The sequence below is a fragment of the Draconibacterium mangrovi genome, from assembly GCF_010586825.1.
Lineage (GTDB): Bacteria > Bacteroidota > Bacteroidia > Bacteroidales > Prolixibacteraceae > Draconibacterium > Draconibacterium mangrovi.
Window position 1 is genome coordinate 85164 of the sequence record NZ_JAAAGB010000004.1, and the last position, 25874, is coordinate 111037.

General features: G+C 40.7%; 28 protein-coding genes. 12 read left to right on the plus strand and 16 right to left on the minus strand.

The annotated features are described in order from the left end of the window. Positions 1-117 precede the first annotated feature (117 nt). The 7 genes from yajC to G4420_RS12040 form a co-directional block, all read right to left on the minus strand. Positions 118-441, minus strand: coding sequence for a preprotein translocase subunit YajC (gene yajC / locus G4420_RS12010; RefSeq protein WP_163323884.1), 324 nt, complete (start codon positions 439-441; stop codon positions 118-120). An 11-nt stretch (positions 442-452) separates the two neighbouring features. Further along, entirely contained in the window at positions 453-884 is a 432-nt protein-coding gene (locus G4420_RS12015) for a DUF1573 domain-containing protein (protein WP_163323885.1), read from the minus strand. After that, a complete protein-coding gene (nusB, locus tag G4420_RS12020; protein ID WP_163323886.1) occupies positions 884-1831 on the minus strand; it encodes a transcription antitermination factor NusB in 948 nt (315 codons plus the stop codon). The genes G4420_RS12015 and nusB overlap by 1 nt, the downstream gene beginning before the upstream one ends. 348 nt (positions 1832-2179) lie before the next feature. Then, positions 2180-2629, minus strand: coding sequence for an SRPBCC family protein (locus tag G4420_RS12025; protein WP_163323887.1), 450 nt, complete (start codon positions 2627-2629; stop codon positions 2180-2182). 411 nt (positions 2630-3040) lie between these two features. Continuing rightward, complete coding sequence (locus G4420_RS12030; protein WP_163323888.1) at positions 3041-4336, minus strand: acyloxyacyl hydrolase; 1296 nt, start codon at positions 4334-4336, stop codon at positions 3041-3043. A gap of 102 nt (positions 4337-4438) precedes the next feature. After that, entirely contained in the window at positions 4439-5170 is a 732-nt protein-coding gene (locus G4420_RS12035) for a rhomboid family intramembrane serine protease (RefSeq protein WP_163323889.1), read from the minus strand. A gap of 106 nt (positions 5171-5276) precedes the next feature. Then, the gene (locus G4420_RS12040) at positions 5277-6302 is read right to left on the minus strand and encodes a threonine aldolase family protein (RefSeq protein ID WP_163323890.1); all 1026 of its coding nucleotides are present in this window, start codon (positions 6300-6302) and stop codon (positions 5277-5279) included. Between the two features lie 67 nt (positions 6303-6369). Between G4420_RS12040 and G4420_RS12045 the strand changes: the two genes are divergently transcribed. After that, positions 6370-7044 carry a GOLPH3/VPS74 family protein gene (locus G4420_RS12045; protein WP_163323891.1) on the plus strand — a complete coding sequence of 225 codons (675 nt, stop codon included), beginning with the start codon at positions 6370-6372 and terminating at the stop codon, positions 7042-7044. Positions 7045-7052: 8 nt separating this feature from the next. After that, positions 7053-7376, plus strand: coding sequence for a hypothetical protein (locus G4420_RS12050; protein WP_163323892.1), 324 nt, complete (start codon positions 7053-7055; stop codon positions 7374-7376). Here G4420_RS12050 and G4420_RS12055 read toward each other — a convergent pair. Next, positions 7366-7896, minus strand: coding sequence for a glutathione peroxidase (locus G4420_RS12055; protein ID WP_163323893.1), 531 nt, complete (start codon positions 7894-7896; stop codon positions 7366-7368). The genes G4420_RS12050 and G4420_RS12055 overlap by 11 nt on opposite strands. A 114-nt stretch (positions 7897-8010) precedes the next feature. On the opposite strand from G4420_RS12055, the gene G4420_RS12060 reads away from it, so the two are divergent. Together G4420_RS12060 and G4420_RS12065 are read left to right on the plus strand one after the other, a co-directional pair. Beyond that, on the plus strand, positions 8011-9114 hold the full coding sequence (locus tag G4420_RS12060) for a DNA polymerase III subunit gamma/tau (RefSeq protein ID WP_163323894.1): 1104 nt from the start codon (positions 8011-8013) through the stop codon (positions 9112-9114). A gap of 245 nt (positions 9115-9359) precedes the next feature. Further along, positions 9360-9761 carry a hypothetical protein gene (locus tag G4420_RS12065; RefSeq protein WP_163323895.1) on the plus strand — a complete coding sequence of 134 codons (402 nt, stop codon included), beginning with the start codon at positions 9360-9362 and terminating at the stop codon, positions 9759-9761. Positions 9762-9768: 7 nt separating this feature from the next. Here the strand turns inward: G4420_RS12065 and pdxH are convergent, their stop codons facing one another. Then, positions 9769-10404, minus strand: a complete 636-nt coding sequence (gene pdxH, locus G4420_RS12070; RefSeq protein WP_163323896.1) for a pyridoxamine 5'-phosphate oxidase — start codon at positions 10402-10404, stop codon at positions 9769-9771. 225 nt (positions 10405-10629) lie between these two features. Here pdxH and G4420_RS12075 point away from each other — a divergent pair, with 225 nt between their 5' ends. Next, positions 10630-11238: a redoxin domain-containing protein gene (locus tag G4420_RS12075; protein ID WP_163323897.1), complete on the plus strand. Its 609-nt coding sequence runs from the start codon at positions 10630-10632 to the stop codon at positions 11236-11238. 55 nt (positions 11239-11293) lie between these two features. Here the strand turns inward: G4420_RS12075 and rsmD are convergent, their stop codons facing one another. From rsmD to G4420_RS12090, 3 genes are read right to left on the minus strand one after another with little or no spacing between them, the layout of a single operon-like run. Then, a complete protein-coding gene (gene rsmD / locus G4420_RS12080; RefSeq protein WP_163323898.1) occupies positions 11294-11827 on the minus strand; it encodes a 16S rRNA (guanine(966)-N(2))-methyltransferase RsmD in 534 nt (177 codons plus the stop codon). Positions 11828-11832: 5 nt separating this feature from the next. After that, complete coding sequence (locus G4420_RS12085; RefSeq protein ID WP_163323899.1) at positions 11833-12645, minus strand: DUF3822 family protein; 813 nt, start codon at positions 12643-12645, stop codon at positions 11833-11835. A gap of 3 nt (positions 12646-12648) precedes the next feature. Then, positions 12649-13281, minus strand: coding sequence for a hypothetical protein (locus G4420_RS12090; protein ID WP_163323900.1), 633 nt, complete (start codon positions 13279-13281; stop codon positions 12649-12651). Between the two features lie 164 nt (positions 13282-13445). Between G4420_RS12090 and G4420_RS12095 the strand changes: the two genes are divergently transcribed. Beyond that, positions 13446-14801 (plus strand): ATP-dependent DNA helicase, encoded by a 1356-nt coding sequence (locus G4420_RS12095; RefSeq protein WP_246241617.1) that lies wholly within the window; start codon positions 13446-13448, stop codon positions 14799-14801. A 2-nt stretch (positions 14802-14803) separates the two neighbouring features. Here the strand turns inward: G4420_RS12095 and G4420_RS12100 are convergent, their stop codons facing one another. Genes G4420_RS12100 through rpsA form a run of 3 tightly spaced genes read right to left on the minus strand, consistent with a single transcriptional unit; the run spans position 14804 to position 18074 of the window. Then, positions 14804-15715 (minus strand): ribonuclease Z, encoded by a 912-nt coding sequence (locus G4420_RS12100; RefSeq protein ID WP_163323902.1) that lies wholly within the window; start codon positions 15713-15715, stop codon positions 14804-14806. 7 nt (positions 15716-15722) lie between these two features. Then, positions 15723-16076: an STAS domain-containing protein gene (locus G4420_RS12105; RefSeq protein WP_163323903.1), complete on the minus strand. Its 354-nt coding sequence runs from the start codon at positions 16074-16076 to the stop codon at positions 15723-15725. Between the two features lie 39 nt (positions 16077-16115). Continuing rightward, entirely contained in the window at positions 16116-18074 is a 1959-nt protein-coding gene (rpsA, locus tag G4420_RS12110; RefSeq protein WP_163323904.1) for a 30S ribosomal protein S1, read from the minus strand. A 308-nt stretch (positions 18075-18382) separates the two neighbouring features. Between rpsA and rfbA the strand changes: the two genes are divergently transcribed. The 5 genes from rfbA to G4420_RS12135 all read left to right on the plus strand — a co-directional run bounded on the left by rfbA (position 18383) and on the right by G4420_RS12135 (position 23256). Then, entirely contained in the window at positions 18383-19264 is an 882-nt protein-coding gene (gene rfbA / locus G4420_RS12115) for a glucose-1-phosphate thymidylyltransferase RfbA (RefSeq protein WP_163323905.1), read from the plus strand. Between the two features lie 7 nt (positions 19265-19271). Continuing rightward, positions 19272-19826, plus strand: a complete 555-nt coding sequence (gene rfbC, locus G4420_RS12120; RefSeq protein ID WP_163323906.1) for a dTDP-4-dehydrorhamnose 3,5-epimerase — start codon at positions 19272-19274, stop codon at positions 19824-19826. A gap of 5 nt (positions 19827-19831) precedes the next feature. Then, a complete protein-coding gene (gene rfbD, locus G4420_RS12125) occupies positions 19832-20689 on the plus strand; it encodes a dTDP-4-dehydrorhamnose reductase (protein WP_163323907.1) in 858 nt (285 codons plus the stop codon). A 2-nt stretch (positions 20690-20691) separates the two neighbouring features. Beyond that, a complete protein-coding gene (locus G4420_RS12130; protein ID WP_163323908.1) occupies positions 20692-22434 on the plus strand; it encodes a phospho-sugar mutase in 1743 nt (580 codons plus the stop codon). A 69-nt stretch (positions 22435-22503) separates the two neighbouring features. After that, positions 22504-23256, plus strand: coding sequence for a 3-keto-disaccharide hydrolase (locus G4420_RS12135; RefSeq protein ID WP_163323909.1), 753 nt, complete (start codon positions 22504-22506; stop codon positions 23254-23256). A 75-nt stretch (positions 23257-23331) separates the two neighbouring features. Here G4420_RS12135 and G4420_RS12140 read toward each other — a convergent pair whose 3' ends face one another. Then, positions 23332-24606 (minus strand): hypothetical protein, encoded by a 1275-nt coding sequence (locus tag G4420_RS12140; RefSeq protein WP_163323910.1) that lies wholly within the window; start codon positions 24604-24606, stop codon positions 23332-23334. 149 nt (positions 24607-24755) lie between these two features. On the opposite strand from G4420_RS12140, the gene G4420_RS12145 reads away from it, so the two are divergent. Next, the gene (locus tag G4420_RS12145; RefSeq protein WP_163323911.1) at positions 24756-25844 is read left to right on the plus strand and encodes a hypothetical protein; all 1089 of its coding nucleotides are present in this window, start codon (positions 24756-24758) and stop codon (positions 25842-25844) included. The last annotated feature ends 30 nt before the right edge of the window (positions 25845-25874 follow it).

The following is a 25874-nucleotide window of genomic DNA, read 5'->3' on the forward strand; positions in this document are numbered from 1 at the left end:
TTTCTCTCCTTTGGGGAGGCCAGGAGGGATAAAAAATCTTTTTGTAGCGAATGGTCTAAGAAACAAAAAGGGTTGCAATTCAAAATTGCAACCCTTTTTTATGCTATAAGTTTTTGATTAACGCTGTGGTTGAACGTCGCTCATATCTTTAACAATACCGTTTTTGTCAACTTTAATTACAACATCTTTTGCAACTTCCAGCTGAATTACTGTTTCCTCAATCTTTACAACTTTTCCGTAAATACCACCGGTTGTAACTACTTTGTCGCCTTTTTGCAGGCTTTCGCGAAACTTACGTGTTTCTTTTTGACGTTTCATCTGCGGGCGGATCATAAAAAAGTAAAAAACTACAATGATCAGCAATAGTGGTAAAAAGCTCATTAAAGGATTAGCTTCAGCTCCATCTTGAGGTTGCATCATTAATAAAATCGAATTCAACATGTCTATAATTTTTAATATTTAATATCAATAAGTTCGTTCTCAACTTGGGCAAAAATAGCTAAATGTTTTAATTCTTTGCTATTTATAAGTACTTCAATTGTTTTGTATTCTGTTCCAACCAATCCGGCGGTGTTAAATTCAACTTCAATTAAAGCAGTTTCTCCGGGTTTTACCGCTTGGTTGTTAAAGTGTGCTTCCACGCAACCACAATCGGTTTCAAGGCTCTCGATTACAAAATCGTTATCACCGGTGTTGGTTAAAACAAAGGTGTGCAACACAATTTCGCCGGCTTTTAACTGTCCGAAATTATGAACGGCTTCATCAATAGTAATTTCGGTTGGAGCCAATTCTGTGGTATTTTGTTTTTGAATAGTATTGTTGCTTTTGTTGGCTTCGCACGAAACCACCAAAATACACAATAATATGAAAGCCAGTTTGTACATTATTCGCCAATCAATCCGCGTCCTTCTTTACTGATTTTTTCGGTGCTTTTTAAGTCTTTCAGCGTTTTGTCCAGAATACCGTTAATAAAATTGCGGCTCTTTTCGGTGCTGTAGAACTTCGAAAGCTCGATGTATTCATTCAAAGTAACTTTTGTAGGAATAGTGGGAAAATACAGAAACTCAGTAATGGCCAGCTGCATAATTAAAATGTCCATAAAAGCAATGCGTTCCACATCCCAGTTGCGCGAGTGTTCTTTAATCAGTTCACGCAATTCGTCGTGATTAATGATAGCTTTACGCAAAAGATTTTTGGTGAAATCGCGGTCTTCCTGGTCTTTAAACATCGGCATCAGCGACTGATCCGAATCCGAAAGTTCGTTAAATCGTTTCAGTGTTTTTGAGATCATCGAAATCACAAATTCAACATCATCGTTCCAGTAAATGCTTTGTTCCTCAAGTACGATGTAAAGATCTTCCGAAATAAGGATGATCTTATTAAATAGCTTCTCAATAAATTTGCGGTCGTTCAGGTACGAACGGCTTTTGTCGGCCATATACTCCTGGTACATATCCGATTCGATCATCATCAGGTACAATTCCTTGATGAGCTCCGGGTGATCTTTCCAGCTCAGTTTTTTCTGATCCAGGTACGTGTTCAGTTTGTTGTTTTTACGCAACTGATCGATAACCTGGTTGGTAATAAACTTGGTATTCGGATTCAGATCTTCGTGTGTTGGCTGATGTTTGTTTCTTCTGATTTCGATGCGGCCTTCTGCATAATCTGCAATTTCGGTTACCAGCGCCAGCAGGTAGTGGTAAAGGTCGTAAGATTTGTGGATACAAAAGAAAAGTTCTTTCTCGGTGTTGTTGATCGATTTCTCGTCGGTGGAGTAGTAGGCGTACAATACTTGTAAGACCTTTGTGCGGATAATCCTTCTGCTAATCATTTTTAATGAACTTCGTATAATTTCGATGCAAAATTACATCTTTTTTTGAATCCCTGCACAGAAAAGAAAGCAATTGCAGAAAGTTAAATCAATTGTTCTTTTAAATGCCGTACGAAATTTAAAAGACTACAATTGTTAATGCCGATAATACAACAGAATAGCAGGCAGAACAAGGTGAATGCAGGCTATAGTTTGTTGTTTCGCCGGTATTATTTTAATGTGAAGGAAGTGAATGCTGATCACGCTGATTCATCTTTTTTGCGCAGGTAGAGATTGGCAGAGCGAAAAGGCATGGTTGCAACAGAAGGATGTCATCTTTCCGAAAAGATAACATCCTTTGCCGTATTTCTACGCATCAGGAATATTGGGCTCAACCAAACGTTTTAACTTATCCAACGATTCTTGCCATCCCAAATAGCACATTTCTGGTGGTATTATTTCAGGTATTCCTTCTTGTGTTGCAATAAGCTCGGTACCACACGATACCTGTTTAAGTTGAATGGTTGTAATCATTTGTCCCGGCAAATTCGGGTCGTCAAACTGATCGGAATACTTGATTAATTTATTGGGTATAATTTCCAAATATTTGCCTCCGAATGAGTGGCTGCTGCCCGTCGTAAAATTTGTAAACGACATTTTGTATTCTCCTCCAACCTTGAAATCCAGACTATGTACTTTACAAACAAATCCATAGGGTGGGAGCCACGATGCCATTGCATCGGCATCGGTAAATGCTTTAAATAGTTTTTCGGGACCCGCCGTAAAAACCCGATGTAGTTTTACAGTGTTATTTGCCATATTATTAAGTTTTTAGGTAATGATATTTACGTAAAAACTAACAACACGTCAATTATTAAAAAGTTGCAGGTTCGTTTCAAAATTCACCGCTGTTTCCGATTTGTAATTGGAACTTTTTTGTTACAGCAATAAACGCGGTCACAGCTTTTTTTAGGCTTGCAGGTTGAGTTACGATTTGCAAAATGGCGCCAGCACGGAGCGAAAAAGTATTGTTGCAACACAAGGATGTCATCTTTCCGAAAAGATGACATCCTTGTGTGTTCGGAGGTGTTAAACGTCTTCCGCAGCCATCAAAAGTATTCTTATATATATTACGGTAGCCTTTCAGTCGTACTTCGTTTTTCCAGAACACATAGCGGCCGCAGTTTTTAATTTCGTCGGCAATGTCGCTCATTTTGTATGGCTACACAACTATTTGCGGTAAAAAGAAGGATATTGGTTGTTAAATCGGAACCCAAGGCCAAGCATCAGAAAATTTGGCATATGAAAATCTTTAATGCTGTAACCAATATGAACAAACGAGTTGCGGGTAATTTCTGTTTTCAGAGCTATAATCTGGTAAAAGGCTTTTAAATCGCCTTTGCTGTACAGGAAACTTTTACCTACGCCCAGTCCTACGGTAAAATAGGGCATAACATATTCGGCACGGCCCGATATTCCCAAAGCCAGTTGCTCATCGAGTGGTGGCTTAAAAAACTCCTGTTCGGTACCTGCAATGTAATCCTGAGTGTAAACATTGGCGCTCCCGTCGTAAAATCCGTCGAGTGATACACCAAGGCGAAGTTTATAGCCAAAATTATACATGGGCGCAAAACAAAATCCCATTACCGGGTAAGCCACGGGCGATGCAACTTGTGCATCCAGAAAATCAACGCCGGTACGTCGCCACGAGCCAAACATAACCAGGTCGTAGCTGATGTGCCGTTTAAATGCCGGAATAAATAAGTCCGACGGGCTAATTTGCGGCTCACTTTTGCGCGCGAAGCTATACAGCACGCCGGCTTTTAAGGCAAGCGTATTCAGCCCGGCATTGGGGAACTTGGTATTGCCGTTTGAAAAATGGGTGATCGATAAACCGGTATCAAAATTCAGGCGCTCGGAAAGCAACCAGCTAAAATAAAAGTTGGTGTTGATGTAGGCATTTGCTTTCGAACCGATTACCGTATTGTCTGGGTTTGTTTCACGATTGTAAGGTTTCCATCCCAGGGATAATCCAAAGTTCCACTCGTAATTTAACGATAGTTTTGGGTTGATCTGGCTTATTTGCGCGCCCTGGAACAGGTAAAATACAAATGGGGTTCCCAGTTCCTGACTATGACTTAAATTGTAAGCGGCCAGTCCAATTCCCTGGTATGGTTTGGCATAAATTTTATCGGCCAAAGTATTCGGGAAAAAGCGGAAAGAGTATTTTAAATGTGTTGAAAAAGAAGAGCGGACGGGCTGCGATGTGCTATTCTCTCCTTTAAAATACGGATTGGTTGGCAAAATATAACCGGGCCGGATTTCGACTCCGAGGCGGTGTATAATGGGCGTTGAAAAAAACAGGGAGTCGAATAATTCAGAAGGATCACTGTTGTTTTCCCTTAGTGTGATGGCCGTACTCCCTTCGGTTGAGGTACCTAAACTCTGTGCACTGGTAATCGCTGAAATGAAAAGCAAAATCGTTAAAACGCATAGTATTTCCCAATGTATTTTTTCGCCTTTCATATTACATGCAAATCTGTTTGTTCAATCCCGAAGGGAATCTGAAGGAGGCAAATATACTTTTTTATTTATTGAATATAATGGAAGCCGAAGTCGCGAAGTCGATTACAATGTGGAATTTGTTGAGTCACTCTTGAAGCTGTCGGAAAATTCTTTGTTTGAAAATGTTATTGTTTCGTCATCATTTTCCTTGTCATCATCGGGCTCGTCTTCCCAATCGAATTTTTCACGCCGAACGATGTATTTGCGGTAATAAAAGGCCAATGCCACACCAAATATAGCTCCCGATAAATGGCCTTCCCACGAAATTTCGGGGCGAATGGGCAACAATCCCCAAACAAGTCCGCCATAAAGAAATACCACAATTGCCGAAAGGGTAAGTAAACGCACATCGGAACGGATTATTCCGCTAACAAAATGAAAGGCTGCCAGTGCATAAACAACACCGCTGGCGCCAATGTGCCAGGCTTCGCGCCCCATAAACCAGGTGCTGATACCCGATAAAATATACAGGAGGAAAAAGATGCGGTACGAAATGCGGCGGTAAAAGTAAATGAGCATAAATCCCAGTATAAAAAAGGGCAGCGAATTGGAAATTAAGTGGCTGAAATCGGAATGAATAAAAGGGGAGAAGAGAATTCCCTGCAGCCCGTTAATGTGCCGCGGAAAAATACCAAACTCTACAAAACTCAATCCTGAGCTTAGCTCTACTATTTTAACTATCCATAACAGCAAAACAAAGAGGGCCGGAAACAGGAGACTGTGGAAAAAGATCTTTTTCTCCATCTCCGGATCCAGGTTTTTCGGGTTGCTTGGATAGTATCTGAATAGTGGCATATAAGTGTTTACTTTAAAATATTTCTTGTAATGCACCCTTCTACTCCGCTCAGGGTGACGGTCAGGCTGAGTGGAGTCGAAACCTCATTGTAATAACGAGATAACATTAGCTCAGCAACTCCTTAATCAACTCCACAAATGCATAAATTTCATCCTCGGTGGTATCAAACGATGTCATCCAGCGCACCTCCGATTTTATTTCGTCCCACGTATAAAAAAAGAAACGTTCGCGCAGCGGCTCGATAATTTCTTTTGGAACGATTGCAAAAACACCATTTGCTGAAACCGGTTGAGTAATTTTAATCTGCGGAATTTTTGCCACTTCAGCTTCCAGTAATTTGGCCATTTTATTGGAATGCGATGCTGTTTCTATCCAAAGATCGTTCTCGAGGTAGGCAATAAACTGGGCACCCACATAACGCATTTTCGAGTACAGCTGCATGCTTTGTTTGCGCAGGTATTTGGTTTGTTTCGTTAGCTCCGGATTAAAAAACAGAACCGCTTCACCCATCATCATGCCGTTTTTTGTGCCTCCAAACGAAAGAACATCAACACCACAATCTACTGTAAATTCACGAAAATCCATATCGAGCGCAATGGCAGCATTGGAAATCCGGGCACCGTCCATGTGCAAATACATTTGGTGTTTATGCGCCAGGTCGGCCAGTGTTTTTATTTCATCGGGCGAGTAAACGGTTCCCATCTCGGTAACCTGTGAAATAGAAATTACCTTGGGTTGCGAGTGATGTTCAAAATCAAAACCTTTTAAATGCGGCAACACTGCTTCGGGTGTTACTTTGCCGTTCACCGGCTCTACAGGAATGAGTTTGCAGCCGGTAAATTTCTCAGGTGCTCCACATTCGTCTTCCTGAATATGCGCGGTTTCGGCGCAAATTACCGAGTTAAAACTTTGGGTAAGCGTTGATAAACTCAGCACATTGGCGCCGGTGCCGTTAAAAACAAAAAATACCCCGGTGGCGGCACCAAACTTCTCTTTAAAAATGTCGATGGCTTTAGCCGTAAACGGGTCGTTGCCATAACCCACAACGTGTCCGTGGTTGGCATCTTCCATAGCCCTTAAAATGGACGGATGAACTCCTGAATTATTATCGCTTGCAAATCCTTTAAACATATGGTTGTTTATTTGTAATTTTATGTCAATTGTCGTACGAATTAAGTAAGAAAAAACTAAATATTATATGGATCAGCCAATTCCTTTAGCTCAAAAGATTTATTTTCTCGGTATTCATCCTGAAAAAGGTGGAATTCGTTCGGGCTCAGTTTCGGCAATGCACTTTGTTGTTATCGGAACGCTTCTGATGGATTTGTACCTGCAGAAGAAAATTAAATTTGAAGGGAAACGGGTGATTTTACTTTCCACGAAATCGGATAACGAACTGCACCGGTTTGTGCTGGGAAAGATGAACCAGGTTAAATCGCCAAAAAAGATTTCGACCTGGATTAGTAAACTCAATTATTCGCAGAAATTCATCAGGAGCCAAGTGCAAAAAGAACTGGTAGCCAAACGACTGATACGATTAGAAGAAAAGCAGTTTTTGTTTTTTAAATGGAAGAAGCCGGTGGTTTTGAACAAGCAGGTGATGTATAGAATGATATCGGAAATTGATAATCAAATTTTTAAAGGAACAAGCGCAGAGGATGAAATGATCTTTCTGTCGTTTTTGGAGCCTGCAGCCATTTTACGAATTATTTATCACGACCGGAGAAAACGGAAACAGGCCCGGGAACGACTAAAAGAAATGAGGATTAAAAACAGTGTGTCGGGTGCGGTTGCCGATGCCATTGCTGCGTCGCAAGCTATCGCTGCTTCGGTGGCGGCAAGTGCCGCAGCCACTGCTGCCGCCAGAAGTTAATATATAGCATGGAAAAACTGAAAAAAATACTTCTGATCATTGCCGGACCGGGTGTTCTGTTTGTTGAACTGGTGGCCTTGTTCATTCATTTATTTACGTCTGTTAATGCGCGTCCGTGGCTAATCGGCGGTCTGATCGTTTTTTTTGTGGTTTTCATTCCTCTTTATTGTTACGAGTATTTTAGACAGGAATTTGGCAAGGCGGATAAGAAATCGATCAGTTTTAATAAAAACAAAAGCCGCACCGAGTGGCGGGGCGGCAATATTCACGGAAAGGTGCCAACAAAAACCAAGGCTCCTGGCAAATACTTTAACAAAAATTCTACTCGTTAAGCCAGTTGATGATCTTGTCGCATAACGGACTTTTGGTCGGGCGCACAAAATCAACCACTTCTCCTTCCTCGTCAATCATAAACTTTTGAAAGTTCCACCAGACTTTTGCATCAAGTGTGCCATTCTCTTCGCTGTTCATTAACCAACGGTAAACCGGGGGAGGATTATCTTTTATCGCTATTTTTTCCATCAGCGTGAAACTAATGTGGTATTGCGCGCAAAAAGTTTTAATCGTTTCGTTGTTGCCCGGCTCCTGTTTCCCAAAATCGTTACACGGAAAAGCAACAATTTCAAAATCATCGCCGCCATATTCTTCGTAAAGTTCCTGCAGCTTTTCGTATTGTGGTGTTAACATACATTCCGATGCCGTATTTACGATCAGCACTTTCTTGCCTTTTAAGCTTGAAAAATGCAGGGTGTCGCCGTCAATTGTCCGGGCCGAAAAATTGTGCAAGGTTTTATATTGGGCGGCAACCGAAGTGGTGCAAAAGAGCAGAACAAAAAAGATATATTTTCTCATGGTAATTAAGCTTTTCACTATCAAACTGTTCTAAAAGTAAGGCTTTCGATGTTAATAAAAAAACACTGCTAAAAAGCCATATTTAATTATCTTTGGTCAACTTCTAAAGTGACTATGGAGAATTTTATTGTATCAGCACGAAAATACAGACCGGACTCGTTTCAGACGGTTGTTGCACAAGCATCGATTACCAACACGCTAAAGAATGCCATTAAGAGCAATCAGTTAGCACACGCCTATTTGTTTTGCGGGCCGCGTGGTGTGGGGAAAACAACTTGTGCGCGTATTTTTGCCAAAACAATAAACTGCACCAACCTTACCGACGAGACTGAAGCTTGCAACACATGCGAGTCGTGTACTTCGTTTAACAGTAGCCGTTCGTTTAATATTCACGAACTGGATGCCGCTTCGAATAACTCGGTCGACGATATCCGAAACCTGACTGACCAGGTACGTGTACCGCCTCAAATGGGGAAGTACAGCGTGTATATCATCGATGAGGTTCACATGTTGTCGTCGCAGGCTTTTAACGCTTTCCTGAAAACACTGGAAGAGCCGCCAAAACATGCCATCTTTATTTTGGCAACCACCGAAAAACATAAGATCATTCCAACCATTCTTTCGCGTTGTCAGATCTTTGATTTTAATCGCATTGGCGTTGCTGATATTTCAGAGCATCTGGAATATGTAGCCAAAAGCGAAAGTGTTGAAGTGGAAGGCGAAGGGTTGAATATTATTGCGCAAAAAGCCGACGGCGCCATGCGTGATGCGCTTTCAATTTTTGATCAGATTGTAAGTTTCTCAGGAAAAAAAATCACCTACCAGGATGTAATTACCAACCTGAATGTGTTGGACTATGATTATTATTTCCGCCTGGTAGACCAGTTTCTGAAAAACAATGTTACCGAGGTGCTGGTAATTTTTAACGATATCCTGAACCATGGGTTCGACGGGCATCATTTTATTACCGGGCTAAGTAGCCATTTCAGAGATTTGCTGGTTTGTAAAGATCCGGTAACGATACAATTACTGGAAGTTGGTGGCGATATCAAAGAACGCTATCGTGCACAGGCGGCTGCTACCGAAAGCGACTTCCTGCTGGATGCGATGCAAATTGCCAATACCTGCGACATGCAGTACAAAACAAGCCAAAACAAACGTCTGCTTATTGAGCTGGCTTTGATTCGGATAGCGCAGCTAACCTTAAAAAAAAAATAGCTGAAGGTCAGGATGACATCCTGGAACCCATTTTTTCGGGCATAAACCTGCCCGACGAAAAGCTTGCAGCACAACCCAAAAGTCAGCCGGTTAAATTACCACAACAGAATACTCAACCTGAACAACCGATAAGTTCGACTCCGGCAACACCACCAAAAAGATTAGTAAAACGTTCGGGCCGCGGGCTTGGAACAACCTCGATTAAAAGAGCGCTGAAAGGCGACTTTGATGACGAGAAAAAACAATTGTCGGCTAAAGAGCAGTTTAAATTGTATTCAAAAGCTGATGAAACCGAACCGTTTACGGCCGAGCAGTTGGAAGAAAAGTGGAAAGAGTTTCTACCACGACTGGATGATCGCCCAAGTTTGAAAGCCACCTTGTCGATTTTACCAACAATTCAGGAAGACTGGAGTTTGTTGCTGGAAGTGGATAACCGTATTCAGGATGAATTATTGGTAAGTATAAAACCGGAGCTGGTTTCGTACTTACGGAAAGAATTACACAACTCGAAGATCAACTTAAAAACGGTGGTTTCGGATATTAAGCGGGAGAAAGTGATTTATTCTGATATTGAAAAGTACCAGGAAATGGCCAAAAAGAATCCAAACCTGGCTTTGCTGAAACGAACTTTAAACCTGGATTTTTAATCGAAAATCAAGGCGACAAGCGTTTTATTTTCCATTCGTTTTCAACTAACTCATAAACAATACGGTCGTGCAGGCGGCTTTCGCGGCCCTGCCAAAATTCCATTTTTACCGGACGAACCAGGTAACCTCCCCAATTCTCCGGGCATTCAGGATGGTCGCCCTGTAAGGCATTTTGTAAGGATCGGTATTGTTCTTCAAGTTTACTTCGGGAGGTTAATGTGGCACTTTGAGCCGAAGCACAAGCTGCAATTTGACTTTCCAAAGGGCGCGATTTAAAATATTGCACCGAAGTTTCTCTTGATGTTTTTTCGGCAACACCGTCAATACGCACCTGGCGCTCCAGTTCGGGCCAAAAGAAATGTAAACCAACCTTATTGTTCTTTTCAATGGCTTTTCCTTTTTGGCTGTCGTAATTGGTGAAGAACGTGAATCCGTCAAGCGAAATATCTTTCAAAAGCACAATTCGCGATTGTGGAAAACCATCTTCTGTAGCTGTTATCAGGCTCATCGCCGAAAAATCGTTTACGTTGGCATGTTGCGCGTCGTTGAGCCATTCTTTAAACTGATCGATTGGGGAAGCAGCCACACTTTGTTTGGTGAGTGCTGCCAATTGGTATTCTCTTCTTACGGTATCCAGTTTCATTATTCTTCGCTGTTTTTAGCGGTTTACTATCGTTCGGTGTTGGTGGGGCATAATCTGTCAGCATAACCACAAACGCTATATTTTGTTTACACATTTTCGCTTAACTGAACCATTTATTTTTGCCGTTGTTTTTAAATAAAAGACTATAAGGTCATTTAAGATGTGAAAATTTCTGTCTTCAACCGGCAGGACTACAAAACCGTTTTTAATTTAAATTATAGCCGTATGAAAAAATTAGCTTTTATTTTAGGAATTCTTCTGAGTGTGAATGTTGCTTTTGCCGGAGACGGAAAACAGCTGGCAATTGGCGATAAAGCTGTTCATACCGATGTAAAAATGAAAGATGTATCAGGAGCTGAAATATCATTAAGTGATGCCAGTAAGGAAAATGGCCTTTTAGTAATGTTCTCCTGTAATACTTGTCCGTTTGTTATGGCCTGGGAAGATCGTTTTAACGAGATAAAAGAGTGGGCCGATAACAATAATGTTGGGATGATCGTGTTGAACTCGAATTACCAGAAACGCGACGGAGCCGATAGTTTCGACGAGATGAAGAAAAAGGCTGAAGCCGAAGGATACAACTTTAATTACGTAGTTGATAAGGATAGTAAAATTGCTAACGCCTTTGGTGGCCAAACAACACCGCATGTTTTCTTATTTGATGGCGATATGAAACTGGCCTACAAAGGGGCAATTGATGATAATTACAAAGATGCCAGTGGCGTTGAGAACGCGTATCTTAAAGAGGCACTTATTAGTTTGGGAAATGACAAAAACATTGCTATTACCGAAACAAAACCTATGGGATGTGGAATTAAGCGAAAAGTAGATTAAGATAGATTTGATTATTTATTGGAGTAACTCTCATCTGTAACGGGTGGGAGTTTTTTTATTTCTCAAAGAAACTGAAATTTACTTTCCCATAAGTTCGCAGCTCTTTAAAACAGGCATGCGACGAGAAATCGAATTCTTTCGGATGTTCAAGAATAAATAGTCCGTCCGGTGCTAAAATATTTGTATTCAGCACAGCATCCGGCACTTCTTTAAATTTCGGATGATCAAAAGGAGGATCGGCAAAAATAATATTAAAGCTGTCGGGTGTTTTTTGCACAAACTTAAATGCATCGGCTTTAAAAACCTTCGCGTTGCTTATTTTAAGGGCGTCTATTACTTCCAAAATAAATTTATAGTGTGGGAAGTGCGTTTCAACCAGTGTGGCGCTTAAACAGCCTCTGCTCAAAAATTCGTAACCCATACTTCCAGTTCCCGAAAACAGATCCAGAATATTTTTATTCGAAAACTCATAACGGTTTTCAAGAATATTGAACAAACCTTCTTTTGCAATGTCGGTTGTTGGCCGGGCTTTAAATTTTTTGCCCGGATGAAAAATTCTTCCTTTAAATTCGCCTCCGATTATTCTCATATGAACTACAAAAATAGACTAATATTTTTTGTAATAAGCGTTTTGTCGATAAATGGTGGTACGGCAATTTCTGTATTTATTAAAGACGATTGCGGGAAGTGCTTTTGCAGTACATCCTCTAATCCGGCGTGGGCTTTTGTATTTCCGGCAAACTGTACCGTAATATCTTTGGCCGAAATACTAAACTGACGCAAAACCGTAAGTACAAAATATACCACATCGTTTGGGTGTTTAAAACTAAAATTATTGATCAGCTTCAATTCGTTTTGGCTAAACATTGCCAGCGAAAAATGACCGGTACCAAAAAGGAGTAACAGTTTTGGGGTGTCTTCCGAAATGTTGGTCTGCCCAATAATTCGATGAAAAGGGTGAATGATTTGTGCTGAAGGTAAACGTTTGTTTAGTGCTTGCTGAAAACTTTCAGGAATTGCGAAAAGTAATTCCCCGTTTATTCCGGCAATTTTGTTGTTAATCCAGCTTGCCTGGTCGTTCTGCTCAAAAAGAAGGGGAGTAATAGTCTGGTCAATCTTATCCTGGTAGAATTGTTCCGGGATTAATGTGAAATTTCGGGAATGGTAAACGACGAAAATTTTGTAGAAGTTATTTTGAAGAATGGTTTCCTCTGCGAACAACGATTCAAAATGTCGGGCCAATAAATTTGCGTTACTTATTTTAAGTGATCTATCTTTAAAATAGAGCAATTTTCGTTGATTGGGGCAAACAATAGAAAAAGAAAATCCATTCAGGCTAGCCTGAATGGATAATATTTTTTCACCGGTAGTTTCCGGCTGAAACGTTTCGTCTACAAATTCATGCATGGTTTATTCCCAGTTACCCGCATTATTGTTTGTTTCTTCTAACGAACCAACTCTTAAACCAGGATATTTTTCGTTTGTTCTGCGCTGATCGTTAAGGTTGATGATCAATTGCTCATCTAATCCTCTTAGAATAACGTTGTTATGTGCTTTTGCCTCAAAAACAGGAACCTTAATACCTGAACCGGTAGTTATGACTGTTGCACCCAGGTGGAACTCGGTAGGTTCGCCCGGAACAGGAACATAACGCAAACTGTTGGCATCGTATTTGCCATTAAAAAGTGCATCGATAACTCCAATTTTTACAGTATCACGAATGATAAGTCCCATTTCAATTGCTTTTTTCTCAGTAATTTTGGCTTCAATCATACTGTCAGTCAATTCCCCGATAGCCCTTACGTTTCTAACCGAGTCGGTTGTAACAAAGGTGATCAAAGTATCCCAGCTTCCTGTAAACTGGCCATAAATATCTTTGTAAGCCAATTCTGCTTTACGAATATCTTTTAACTTTGCAACGGTTGCTTCGTAACGCGCATCTTTAGCTTTATCAAACTCAATTGGGCGCTGAATACTTTGGTAGATTAAATAGGTAAGCACAACGGCTGCAAGGAAAAGTACAATCTGAATTACGGTTCTCATTTTTATTTTTTTATAAGTTCATTTTTCGTTTGCCTGCAAATTTAAAAAAAAAAATAAATTAGTTTCTTTTACCCTGTGTTATTTTAGCTGGTATGATCAAAAATCACTTAAAAGCCATATTAACAGAAAAATTGGGCTTTCCACCAACAAATTGTCAAGCTCGTTTGATTGACAATTTAGCAGAATTTATCTCCGTTTCCGAGCCCGATCGGATAATGCTGATAAAAGGTTATGCCGGAACGGGAAAAACAACGATGCTTTATTCATTGACACAATGTTTGCTCTCTATCAAAATTCGTTCCGTTTTAATGGCGCCAACCGGTCGTGCGGCAAAAGTAATGGCTTCATACTCTGGTATGCCTGCTTTTACCATCCATAAAAAAATATACAGGCAACAGTCGGCATCAGACGGAATGGGGCGTTTTGTGCTAAATAAAAATTTGTATAAGAATACCTACTTCATTGTTGACGAGGCTTCGATGATTTCGAACGAAATGAGTGAAAACGCCGTTTTTGGCAGCGGGCGTTTGCTTGATGATCTGCTTCAGTATGTATATTCGGGCGAGAATTGCCACCTGGTTTTAGTGGGCGATACGGCGCAGTTACCGCCTGTTGGTTTGAATATCAGTCCGGCTCTGGAAGCTTTTAGTCTGGAACAATATGGTTTTTCTGTTACCGAAGTGGAATTGAAAGAAGTGGTTCGTCAGGCAGAAGGATCAGGAGTTTTGACCAATGCCACCGAAATGCGAAATATTATCGCCGAACAGCACTACGAAGGTTTTTTCCCTATCGATACACAAAATTTTCCTGATGTTGAACGAATATCGGGAGGAGAGTTGATTGAAACAATTTCATCGTGTTACGATAAGTACGGTTTATTTGATACTACAGTGGTTACCCGCTCAAATAAACGCGCTAATCTGTTTAATAAAGGAATACGGGGTTCCATTCTGTATAAAGAGAATGAAATTGAGCGGGGCGATTTAGTGATGGTGGTAAAAAACAACTATTTCTGGCCCGGCGAGGATGATAAACTCGATTTCATTGCCAACGGCGATATTGCCGAAATTATTTCCATTTACGGATATGAAGAATTGTACGGATTCCGGTTTGCTGATGTGTGTTTACGTTTTGTAGACTACGAAGATGTAGAACTCGACTGTAAAATTTTTTTGGAAACGCTGAGTATTGAAACGGCCTCTTTTTCGTCGGAGCGGAACCGTGAGTTATTCAATGCCGTTTCTGAAGATTATCTGGACGTTCGGAATAAAAAGGAGCGTTGGAAAAGGATTAAGGAGAATCCGTATTTTAATGCTTTGCAGGTGAAATATGCTTATGCTTTAACTTGCCATAAAGCGCAGGGCGGGCAGTGGAAGGCTGTTTTTGTCGATCATGGTTACCTGGTGGAAGATATGCTGGATACGGAGTATTATCGTTGGTTATACACGGCTTTTACGCGCCCAACTGAAAAATTATACCTTGTAAATTTCGATAAAGGATTTTTCGAAGGGGAAGAATAGATCTAAATAATGTATTTCTTTCCTTCAATGGCCAGTTCTGTATTCTTAAAAACTTCACGGGCTTCGGTTTTAAAATTCTCCAGCTTTTTAAACCGGCTTGAAAAATGACCGATCAACAGCTTGGATGCTTTACTAATTTTTGCCATTTCTGCGGCCTGGCGCGCAGTGGAGTGGAGTGTTTTTTCTGCCAGATCTTTTAGCTCTTCCAAGAAGGTAGCTTCGTGGTACAACAAGTCCACACCACTAATAATTTCTGCAATTGGCGGATGAAAAGCAGTGTCGGTGCAAAATGCATACGATTTTGGTTTTGGTGGGGGAGTTGTCAGTTTTTCGTTTGGAATTAATCTTCCGTCTTCTGTTTCAAAATCGGCGCCTGCTTTAATATCCTTAATTTTGACCAAGGGAATGTTGTAAGCATCGATCATTTCCTTTTTAATATTGGCTTGTTTTGGTTTTTCCCTGAACAGGAAGCCAACAGTTGGAATGCTGTGCTTTACCGGAAACGAAAGTACTTCGATGTTTTTATTCTCGAATACTGTTTGCGGTTTTTTCAAGTTTAGCGGATGAAAAATGGGTTTTATGCTCATTTCTCCGCGAATAAAATCGAGTTGAGGCTGGATGAGCGTTTTTAACTCCGATGGCGCATAAATGTGCACATCGCTTTTTACCCCCAGCAGATTCATAGTCGATAATAAACCAATTAATCCGTAATAATGGTCGCCATGTAAATGCGAAATAAAAATATGCCTGATTTTACTGAAACTGATCTTGTTTCTGCGTAGTTGTATTTGGGTTCCTTCACCGCAGTCGATTAAAAAACAACGCCCAGGTACATCAAGTACCTGGGCTGTTGGATATCTGTTTGAAGTCGGTAATGCTGAATTACTACCCAGTATGGTCAGTTCGAAAGACATTCTGTAATTACATGTTTTCTTTCTTCTCCAACAATTCCTCTGCTTGCTCAACCGTATCAGTAATTAACAGCACGGTATGAAGCATCGAAATCTTTACCAGGTTTTCTACATCGGGTTGCAAGCCGCAAAGGATAAAAGTACCTATTGCATCTTCGCATAACCGGTTGGCGACTAAAACTGATCTCAAACCTGATGAATCGCAGTAACTAACACTACTGAGGTCAAGAACGATGTTTTTTTCACCATTGTTATTAATAACTACCAGCTCCGATTTCAACTCGGGCGCATTATTGGTGTCTAATCTGTCGGTGTTTACCTTTACTAAGGTATACTTCTCGTTTTTTCGAATTTCGAATGCCATGCTTCAATTTACGAAAATCAAATTAAATTCACCAAGTGCTTATTTGTCTTTTTTCTCTTCTTGCTCCATTTGCTTCTTCAAAGCAGCCAAATCGCTTACGTCGCCAAGAGTAGTTTTTTCGATGTTATCGCTAACAGTTTTCATGACGCGCTTGTTAGTGCTCTTCTGAGCTTTACGCTGCTCGCCTTCTGCTGCACGTTTCACATCTTCGAAAATACGTGAGTGAGAAACAATGATTCGTTTAGCCGACTTGTTGAACTCGATAACTTTGAAATCAAGTTTTTCGTCTTGCTTAACTGAAGAACCGTCTTCTTTCACCAGGTGACGAGGAGTTGCGAATCCTTCAACACCGTATGGAAGTGCAATTACAGCACCTTTGTCCATCAACTCAACCACAGTTCCTTCGTGGATTGAATCGGCAGTGAAAATTGTTTCGAATACATCCCATGGATTTTCTTCCAGTTGTTTGTGACCTAAACTTAAACGACGGTTTTCTTTGTCGATGTCAAGTACTACAACTTCAATTTCTTCACCAATTGCAGTGAATTCTGATGGGTGCTTGATCTTTTTCGTCCAGCTCAGGTCTGAAATATGAATCAAACCGTCAACACCTTCAGTAATTTCTACAAATACACCGAAGTTAGTGAAGTTGCGCACTTTTGCAGCGTGCTTGCTTCCAACAGCGTATTCAGTATCAATTTTCGACCAAGGATCTTCTTTCAGTTGTTTAATACCCAACGACATTTTGCGCTCGTCGCGGTCTAATGTAAGGATAGCTGCTTCAACTTCGTCGCCAACGCTTAAGAAGTCTTGTGCACTGCGCAGGTGCTGGCTCCAGCTCATTTCTGAAACGTGGATCAAACCTTCAACTCCAGGAGCAATCTCAACGAATGCACCGTAGTCGGCAATAACAACAACTTTACCTTTTACTTTGTCGCCAACTTTCAACTCTGAATCCAGGTTATCCCATGGGTGAGGAGTCAATTGTTTCAGACCAAGAGCGATACGTTTTTTGTCATCATCGAAATCAAGGATAACAACGTTCAGTTTCTGGTCTAATTCAACGATCTCGCTTGGGTGAGAAATACGTCCCCAAGACAAGTCAGTGATGTGGATCAATCCGTCAACACCACCAAGGTCCATAAATACACCGTATGAAGTAACGTTTTTAACGGTTCCTTCAAGTACCTGACCTTTTTCAAGTTTAGCGATAATTTCTTTTTTCTGTTGCTCAAGCTCAGCCTCGATAAGTGCTTTGTGCGAAACAACAACGTTACGGTATTCGTGGTTAATTTTAACAACTTTGAATTCCATTGTTTTACCAACGTATACATCGTAATCGCGGATAGGTTTAACATCAATTTGCGAACCTGGCAAGAATGCTTCAATACCAAATACGTCAACGATCATACCACCTTTAGTACGACACTTGATGTAACCTTTGATGATTTCATCGTTTTCAAGCGATTCGTTAACACGTTCCCAAGAACGAGTTGCACGCGCTTTTTTGTGCGAAAGGATCATCTGTCCTTTTTTATCTTCAAGACTTTCGATGTAAACATCTACTTTGTCGCCTACTGTCAACTCTGGATTGTAGCGGAATTCGTTCAAGCTAACAATACCGTCCGACTTGTAACCTATGTCAACAACTACTTCGCGTTTGTTTAACGAAATAACTTTTCCTTCCAGAACTTCTTTTTCTGTAACGGTGTTTAGTGTGTTGTTGTAAAGATCTTCAAGGCTGCCACGTTCTTTTTCAGAATAGGCATCTCTTCCTTCTTCCAGGCTGTCCCAATCGAAATCAGCATCTGCTTCAGCTGTTGTTTCAACGGCCTTTTTTTCTTTTTTGGCTTCTGCTTTAGGAGCTTCCGCTTTTTCTTCAGCTGCAGTCTCTTCAACCGGAGCTTCTGTAGTTTCTGCAACTACTTCATTTTGTTCGTCCTGAACAGGAGTTTCTACTACTTCTTGCTCAAGCTCTTTTTTCTTCTCTTCTGTCATGTAATTTTAATTAAATTAATGAGTTAGACTTTATATTTGTTAAAATTTGCGCGCGCAAAATTATAACTAAATTCAATTAAAACAAAAGATTCGTGTTATTTTATTGAAATAGAGCAAAATTGGGCTGTTTTTTAGCTTTAAATGCCCTTTGATTAACATAGTTTAGTTTTATGCCCTTATTTTGGATTGCATTCCGGTTTTCTTTTATTTACTTTTGAAGCCTGATAAAATGAGTCCTCTTTTCATAATCATTAAAAAGTTGGGAAATAGGAAATCAGACAAGCTATAGAACGAATAAACCATATAATATGAAGGGAATAATTTTAGCCGGCGGTTCAGGAACCCGTCTTTATCCAATTACACGATCAATTTCAAAACAAATAATTCCGGTTTACGATAAACCAATGATTTATTACCCGCTGTCGGTTTTAATGCTGGCAGGAATTCGTGAGATATTAATTATATCAACACCAGAAGATATTGGTTTGTACGAGAAGTTATTTGGCGACGGTTCGCAACTGGGATTAAAGCTGGCGTATAAAATTCAGCCATCGCCCGATGGTTTGGCACAGGCATTTATCCTTGGCGAAGAATTTATTGGTGATGATAACATAAGTATGATTTTGGGCGACAATATATTTTATGGTTATAAATTCAGAAAAATACTGGAACAGGCTGCCACACTTGAGGACGGTGCAACGGTGTTTGGGTATTACGTGAATGATCCGGAGCGCTACGGAGTTGTTGAATTTGACGATGCCGGTAAAGTAATCAGTATTGAAGAAAAGCCTGACGAGCCAAAATCGAATTATGCGGTAACAGGCCTTTATTTCTATTCGAATGATGTTGTTGAGAAAGCAAAAGGATTAAAACCATCAAAACGCGGGGAGCTAGAGATTACGGATTTGAATCGTATTTATCTTGAAGAAAACCGTTTGAAGGTGAAACTGCTTAGCCGGGGATTTGCATGGTTGGATACCGGAACACACGACAGTTTATTGCAGGCTGCTAATTTTATATCAACAATTGAGCAGCGCCAGGGCCTGAAAGTTTCGTGCATTGAAGAAATTGCCTGGAAAAAAGGCTACATCAGCACCGAACAGCTTATTGATTTAGCCAAGCCGCTCAGTAAAAATCAATACGGCGAATATTTATTAAAAATCGCCAGCAAAAAAGCATTTACATTTTAATTAACGAATGAATATAGTAGAGACGGGAATCCCCGGATTGGTTGTAATTGAGCCGCGGGTATTTGAAGATGACAGAGGGTATTTTTTTGAAACTTTTCAGCAGGAAAGGTACCGCGAGGCAGGAATTGAAAGACCATTTATACAAGATAACGAATCGCGATCGGTAAAAGGAGTTGTGCGGGGTTTGCATTTTCAATTGGGCGATGCAGCGCAGGCCAAGCTGGTGCGGGTTATACAGGGAAGTGTTTATGATGTAGCTGTCGACCTCCGTAAAGGATCGCCGACTTTTGGAAAGTGGTTTGGTTTGGAATTGAACGAAAATAATAAGAAACAGTTATATGTGCCGCGTGGTTTTGCTCACGGTTTCTCGGTTTTAAGCGAAACAGCTATTTTTACCTACAAATGCGACAACTTATACAATCGCGAAGCCGAAAGTTCAATCAACCCGTTTGATAAAACATTGGGAATCGACTGGCAGGTAAAAGAAGAGGAGGCCTTGGTTTCTGAAAAGGATAAAAATGCTCCGGTATTTGAAACGGCTCAAATGAATTTTGTGTATTAGCAACAATGAAGATATTAATAACAGGCGCTTACGGACAACTGGGGAACGAATTAAAAGTACTCAGTAAAAATTACCCCAATTGGGAATTTGTATTTACTGATGTTGATTCGTTGGATATTACGGATGAAGAACAGGTAAAAAGTTACTTTACCGACATCAATTTTGAACTGGTAATTAATTGTGCCGCTTACACTGCAGTTGATAAAGCAGAGTCGGATTTTGAAACGGCACAAAAAGTAAATGCAGTGGCTCCAAAGCTTCTTGCAAAATATTCGAAAGCTGTTGGTGCAAAGTTTATTCATGTTTCAACTGATTATGTTTTTGCCGGCGATGCACATCTTCCTTATGAAGAGACAGATGCAGTTGCACCAAACGGAGCGTATGGAAAAACAAAGCTCGAAGGCGAGCAAAATTGTCAGGCTGAGAATCTGGAAACAGTGATCATCAGAACGGCTTGGTTGTATTCAACATTCGGAAATAACTTTGTAAAAACCATGTTGCGCCTCGGAAAAGAGAGAGGAGAACTGGGCGTGGTTTTCGATCAGGTAGGATCGCCGACTTATGCCGCCGATTTGGCTAAAGCAATTTTAAAAGTGGCCGAGAGTGAAAAGTTTGTGCCGGGTATTTATCACTACTCGAACGAAGGAGTGGCCAGCTGGTACGACTTTGCTTTGGCAATTTTCGAACTCTCAGGAGTAGACTGTAAAGTTAAACCGGTACTCTCGGAGAATTTTCCGACACCGGCAAAACGACCGGCCTACAGCGTGCTGAATAAAGCAAAAATAAAAGAAACCTATCACCTGGAAGTTCCGTATTGGCGTGATAGTTTAAAAATCTGTATAAAACATCTAGAAAGAGAATAATCATGGAAAATCAAGAATTAATGGAAGTAAGAGCGAAAGCGCAGGAATGGCTTTCGGATACTTACGATGAAGAAACAAGAGCTCAGGTTCAGGCACTGCTTGATGCTGAAGATCCGACAGAGCTGATTGATTCTTTTTATCGCAGCCTGGAGTTTGGAACCGGCGGTCTTCGCGGCATTATGGGCGTTGGAACCAACCGCATGAATATATACACCGTTGGTGCTGCCACGCAAGGATTAAGTAATTATCTGAAGAAGAATTTCGCTGATCTTGATGAAATAAAAGTGGCTATTGGTCACGATTGCCGGAACAACAGTCGTTTGTTCTCTGAAACCAGTGCAAAGATTTTTGCCGCCAACGGAATTAAAGCATACTTATTTGACGATTTGCGTCCTACACCGGAGCTTTCATTCGCAATCCGTGAGTTGGGTTGCCAGAGTGGTATCATTCTTACTGCATCGCACAACCCAAAAGAATACAACGGATATAAAGCTTATTGGGAAGATGGTTCGCAGATTGTTGGCCCACACGATGTAAACATCGTTAACGAGGTAGCCAAAATTAAACCTGAGGACATCAAATTCGATGGTCCCGACGAGTTGATCGAAATTCTGGGAGAGGAGATGGATAACAAATTCCTTGCAGAGGTTAAAAAGGTTTCCATTTCACCTGACGTGGTTGAGCGCCACAAAGACATTAAAATTATTTACACGCCAATTCACGGAACAGGGGTGAAACTGATTCCTGCCGCCTTACGCGAATTTGGTTTTACCAATCTCATCAATATTCCTGAACAGGATGTGGTAAGCGGCGATTTCCCAACAGTAGTTTCGCCAAACCCGGAAGAACCTGCAGCCATGGAAATGGCTATGAAAAAAGCCGCCGAAATTGATGCGGATGTTGTTATGGCTTCCGATCCCGATTCAGACCGGATTGGTGTTGTTGTAAAAGACGATAAAGGCGAATACATTATTATAAACGGCAACCAAACGGCGTTGCTTTTCTTCTATTACATTATTGTAAAAATGAAGGAAGCCGGCAAACTAAAAGGAAACGAGTTTGTGGTAAAAACCGTCGTTTCAACGGAAATGATTGCTGAAGTTGCCCGCCGAAATAACATCGAATATTTTGATGTGTACACCGGATTTAAATTTATTGCCGAAGTAATTCGCGATAACGAAGGTGTGAAAAAATACATCGGTGGTGGTGAGGAAAGTTTTGGTTTTATGCCTTCTGACTTTGTTCGCGATAAAGATGCCGTTTCTGCATGTGCGTTAATGGCTGAGATCACTGCATGGGCAATCGATCAGGGCAAAACATTGTACGAATTGTTGCAGGATATTTATTTGGAATATGGTTTCTCGCGCGAGAAAATGAAATATGTGGTTCGTAAAGGAAAGTCGGGTGCCGAAGAAATTCAGCAGATCATGACTAAATTCCGCAACGATCCGCCAAAAGAACTGGGTGGTTCGCCAATGGAATGGGTAAAAGATTATTCTACATTGGTTGCGAAAAACCTGATTACCGGCGAGGAAAAGAAAATCGATCAGAAAATTACTTCAAACGTGTTGCAGTTCTTTACCCAGGATGGAACAAAAATTTCGGTTCGCCCATCGGGAACAGAGCCTAAAATCAAGTTCTATTTTGAAGTAACCGGCGAACTGAAATCGCGTGAAGATTTTGATGCAGAAGAGCAAAAAGCTGATGCCAGGATCGATGCCATAATGGAAGAACTGGGATTGTAAATTGTGATAAACGCTAAGCGGTTCAAAACCGCTTGGCGCATGAATAATAAAATACCTAAATCAATAAAAATGAAGCTAAAAATTTTAACAGTAGCGCTGCTTTTTGTTGCAGTGTGCGCAGTTGCTCAAGATGAGAGACCGCAAATGGTTCCTGAAATGACTGAAATCTGGGATCCTGAAGTGCCGGTAACTACACCGGGAGAAACTCCGGCAGATGCACCTTCGGATGCCATTGTTTTATTCGACGGTTTGGATATCGACCGCGAGTGGACAAACGGAGATGGTGGCCCTGTTGGCTGGAAAGTAGCCGATGGCTGTGTAACCGTTGAAAGAGGAACCGGAATTATTCAGACAAAACGTGTTTTCGAAGATTTTCAGTTACACATCGAGTGGAGATCTCCTGCCGAAGTAGTTGGCGAAAGTCAGGGACGTGGAAACAGTGGCGTTTTTCTTCAGAAACGTTACGAAGTTCAGGTGTTGGATAATTACAACAACCGTACTTACCGCAATGGCCAGGCCGGAAGTTTATACAAACAACATGCACCACTGGTAAATGCATGTAAAGGACCGGGCGAGTGGCAGGTGTACGATATTATTTACACTGCACCACGTTTTAACGATGATGGTACTTATTTTACTCCGCCAACCGTAACTGTTTTACACAATGGTGTTTTAGTGCAAAACAATTCAAAATTACGCGGACCAACAGAATACATTGGTATTCCTGAGTACAGCGTTGAAAAACATGGCGCCGATGTTATCCAGTTGCAAGACCATGGAAATCCGGTGGGTTACCGCAATATCTGGATTCGCGAATTGTAGATCAATTCCAAAAGATAAATGAAAACCGGGAGTTTGTACTTCCGGTTTTTTTATGAAATAAACTGTGGATGTGAATCATTCAAATTCTTCAGAGAAAACAAGTTGATCGTTATTGTCCGACAATTTTGCATAGTCAACAGCTCCGCTTCCTGCAAATCGGTACGAAACGCCTTTTAAAGCGCCGTTGCTGTTCTGATACGTGGTTGTGTAGATTTCCTCATCGTTCAGTAAAACAGTTACGAATTTATTGCTGATTTCTAATTTTAAGGTGTTCCAGCTATTCAGGTCAGTGCCGAATGCCGACAAATCGTTGTTCGTTCCCATCGCGTATTCTGTTCCGAATTTCTGAAAAATACTTCCAATACATCCCGGGTTTGCTAATTGAATCACATGTCTTCCGTATTCTGCAAATATTGATATTTCGCAAATCTGGCAAGCCAGTCCTCCCTCGTCAGTGTTATTCTTAATGCGGCTTTCAAACGAAAAGTTGTCACTGTCGCCGCTAAAATTTTCGTTCACATAGTAAAAACAAGTTGCATGATTGTTCTTCGACAAATCGATATGATGAGCTTTAACCGTTTCCGGCGAAATGTAAATTTGATTGTTATTGATACAGTTTTCATTCACGTAAATCGGGATCAAATCATTTTCCGGATTTTGAATGAGCGATAACCAGCCGTTGGTTGTAATGTAAACCGGTATTTCTTTTACCAACTGATCATTTATCATGATTTTTGCACGATGATAGCCCGGATAATAATATACCGAGGTCGAATATTTTTCGTGCCTTTTAATTTCTGCACGTCGGCGGGCATCCCACGATTGTTGAATAAATGCACTGTCAAAGTCGTACATCGAGATATCGTAATCGAAAATAACCGTGTTGGGAACTCCGCTGCTAACATTTGTGCGGCTTGTAAAGCTGGCTTCAGCGTAACTTTGCGCCGGTTTACTGTTGAAAAGAATAACTGCAAACAGGGCCACAACTATGGCAGTAACCGGGATATACAACGCGCGTTTACGAAACTTAAAATTCAACCTCCTGCTTTTTCTTTTTGCAACAGGCGTATCCGCGTGGCTGTCTTTAAAATCGTACCAGTCTTTATAATCAAGAAATTGTGCCAGTGCGTTAAGTGTATTTTTTTGAGGAATGCGCTGAAACTGGTTTTTAGAAATTCTTTTCAGGGTAGAAACACTCAGATTGATACCGGTTTTCTCCTGAATCAGAAGGTTCAGATTTTCATAATCGCGTTGCTGTAATTGTTCCGGATCCTCAACATGCAATTTCTCTGCAATTTGCTGAACAATGATTGTTACGAACTTTTTTTCCTGCTCTGCTTCGTTATACATGGTTACTAATTTCTGGTCCCTAAAAATAGTAAGAACGATCGGTTTTTTAGGCTTGGATGTATTTTGATTATGTTTTGATCATGGTTTGAATGTTGATTTTCAGACTGATTGCTGAAATTTGTTTCATAAAATTCAAAAACACCAAAACAATGAAAACAATTATTACACTACTTTTTATACTGGTCAATCTTTCTGTTTTAGCACAGGAGCATACCAGCATTAACGGAATAGAATGGATTTTGAACGGAAAAGTTGTAAGCGAAAATTATAAAGGAAAAGACTGTTTAAAAACCGACGATGGAGTTGCCATTGCTAGAGATATTGCGTTAAAAAACGGAATCATTGAATTTAAAATGTGTATTCAGCCAGGAAGGGGATTTGCCGGGATACGTTTTCGTGGCGATGGAATGGGAGACACTGAAGAGTTTTACATTCGCAAACATCAAAGTGGTAATCCCGATGCCATGCAATACACTCCGGTTTATAACGGCAATGCCGGATGGCAGCTATACTACGGCGAAGGTTATGGTGCGGTAAAACAACATGTTTTTGACGAGTGGTTTCAGGTAAAACTCGTAGTGTCGGGAAGTCGAGGCGAGGTTTACATCTCGGATATGCAAAAGCCGGTGCTGGTAATTCATGAGTTGAAAATGGGCGAACGTGAAGGGAAAATTGCGTTTTACGGTCCGGCCCGGTTTGCAGATATAAAAATTACTCCAGCGGAATCTCCTGAGTTAAAGGGAGAGTTCATAGAAATTGTTGAAGCAGGCAATGAAATAATAAAAAAGTATCCGGTTTCGGAAGCTTTTGATGCCGAAAAGCTGATGAATGAAAACCTGTTACCGGCAAATTTTACCAATAAACTGCAATTCAGAAAATGGGATACGGAAGCCGATGGTTTACTAAATATCTCGAAAACCGCTGCTTTGGCAGAGAAAAAGAATGCGGTACTCCTGAAAATCACAATTGACTCGGAAACTGACCTTGTTAAGATGATGAATTTTGGTTTTAGCGATGTGGCCAAAATTTTCGTTAACGGTAAAGCGGTTTGGCTGGGTGCTGACATTTACCGAAGCCGTGATTATCGTTTTCTTGGAACGATAGGCTATTTCGACTCAGTATATCTCGATCTGAAATCAGGAAAGAATGAAATCCTTGTAATGGTTGCAGAGAATTTTGGCGGCTGGGGATTTAAAGCCCGGTTCGAAAACCTGGATGGCATAAAAATTCTGAAATAAAATAAAACCAATAAAGCAGCGAAAGTGAAT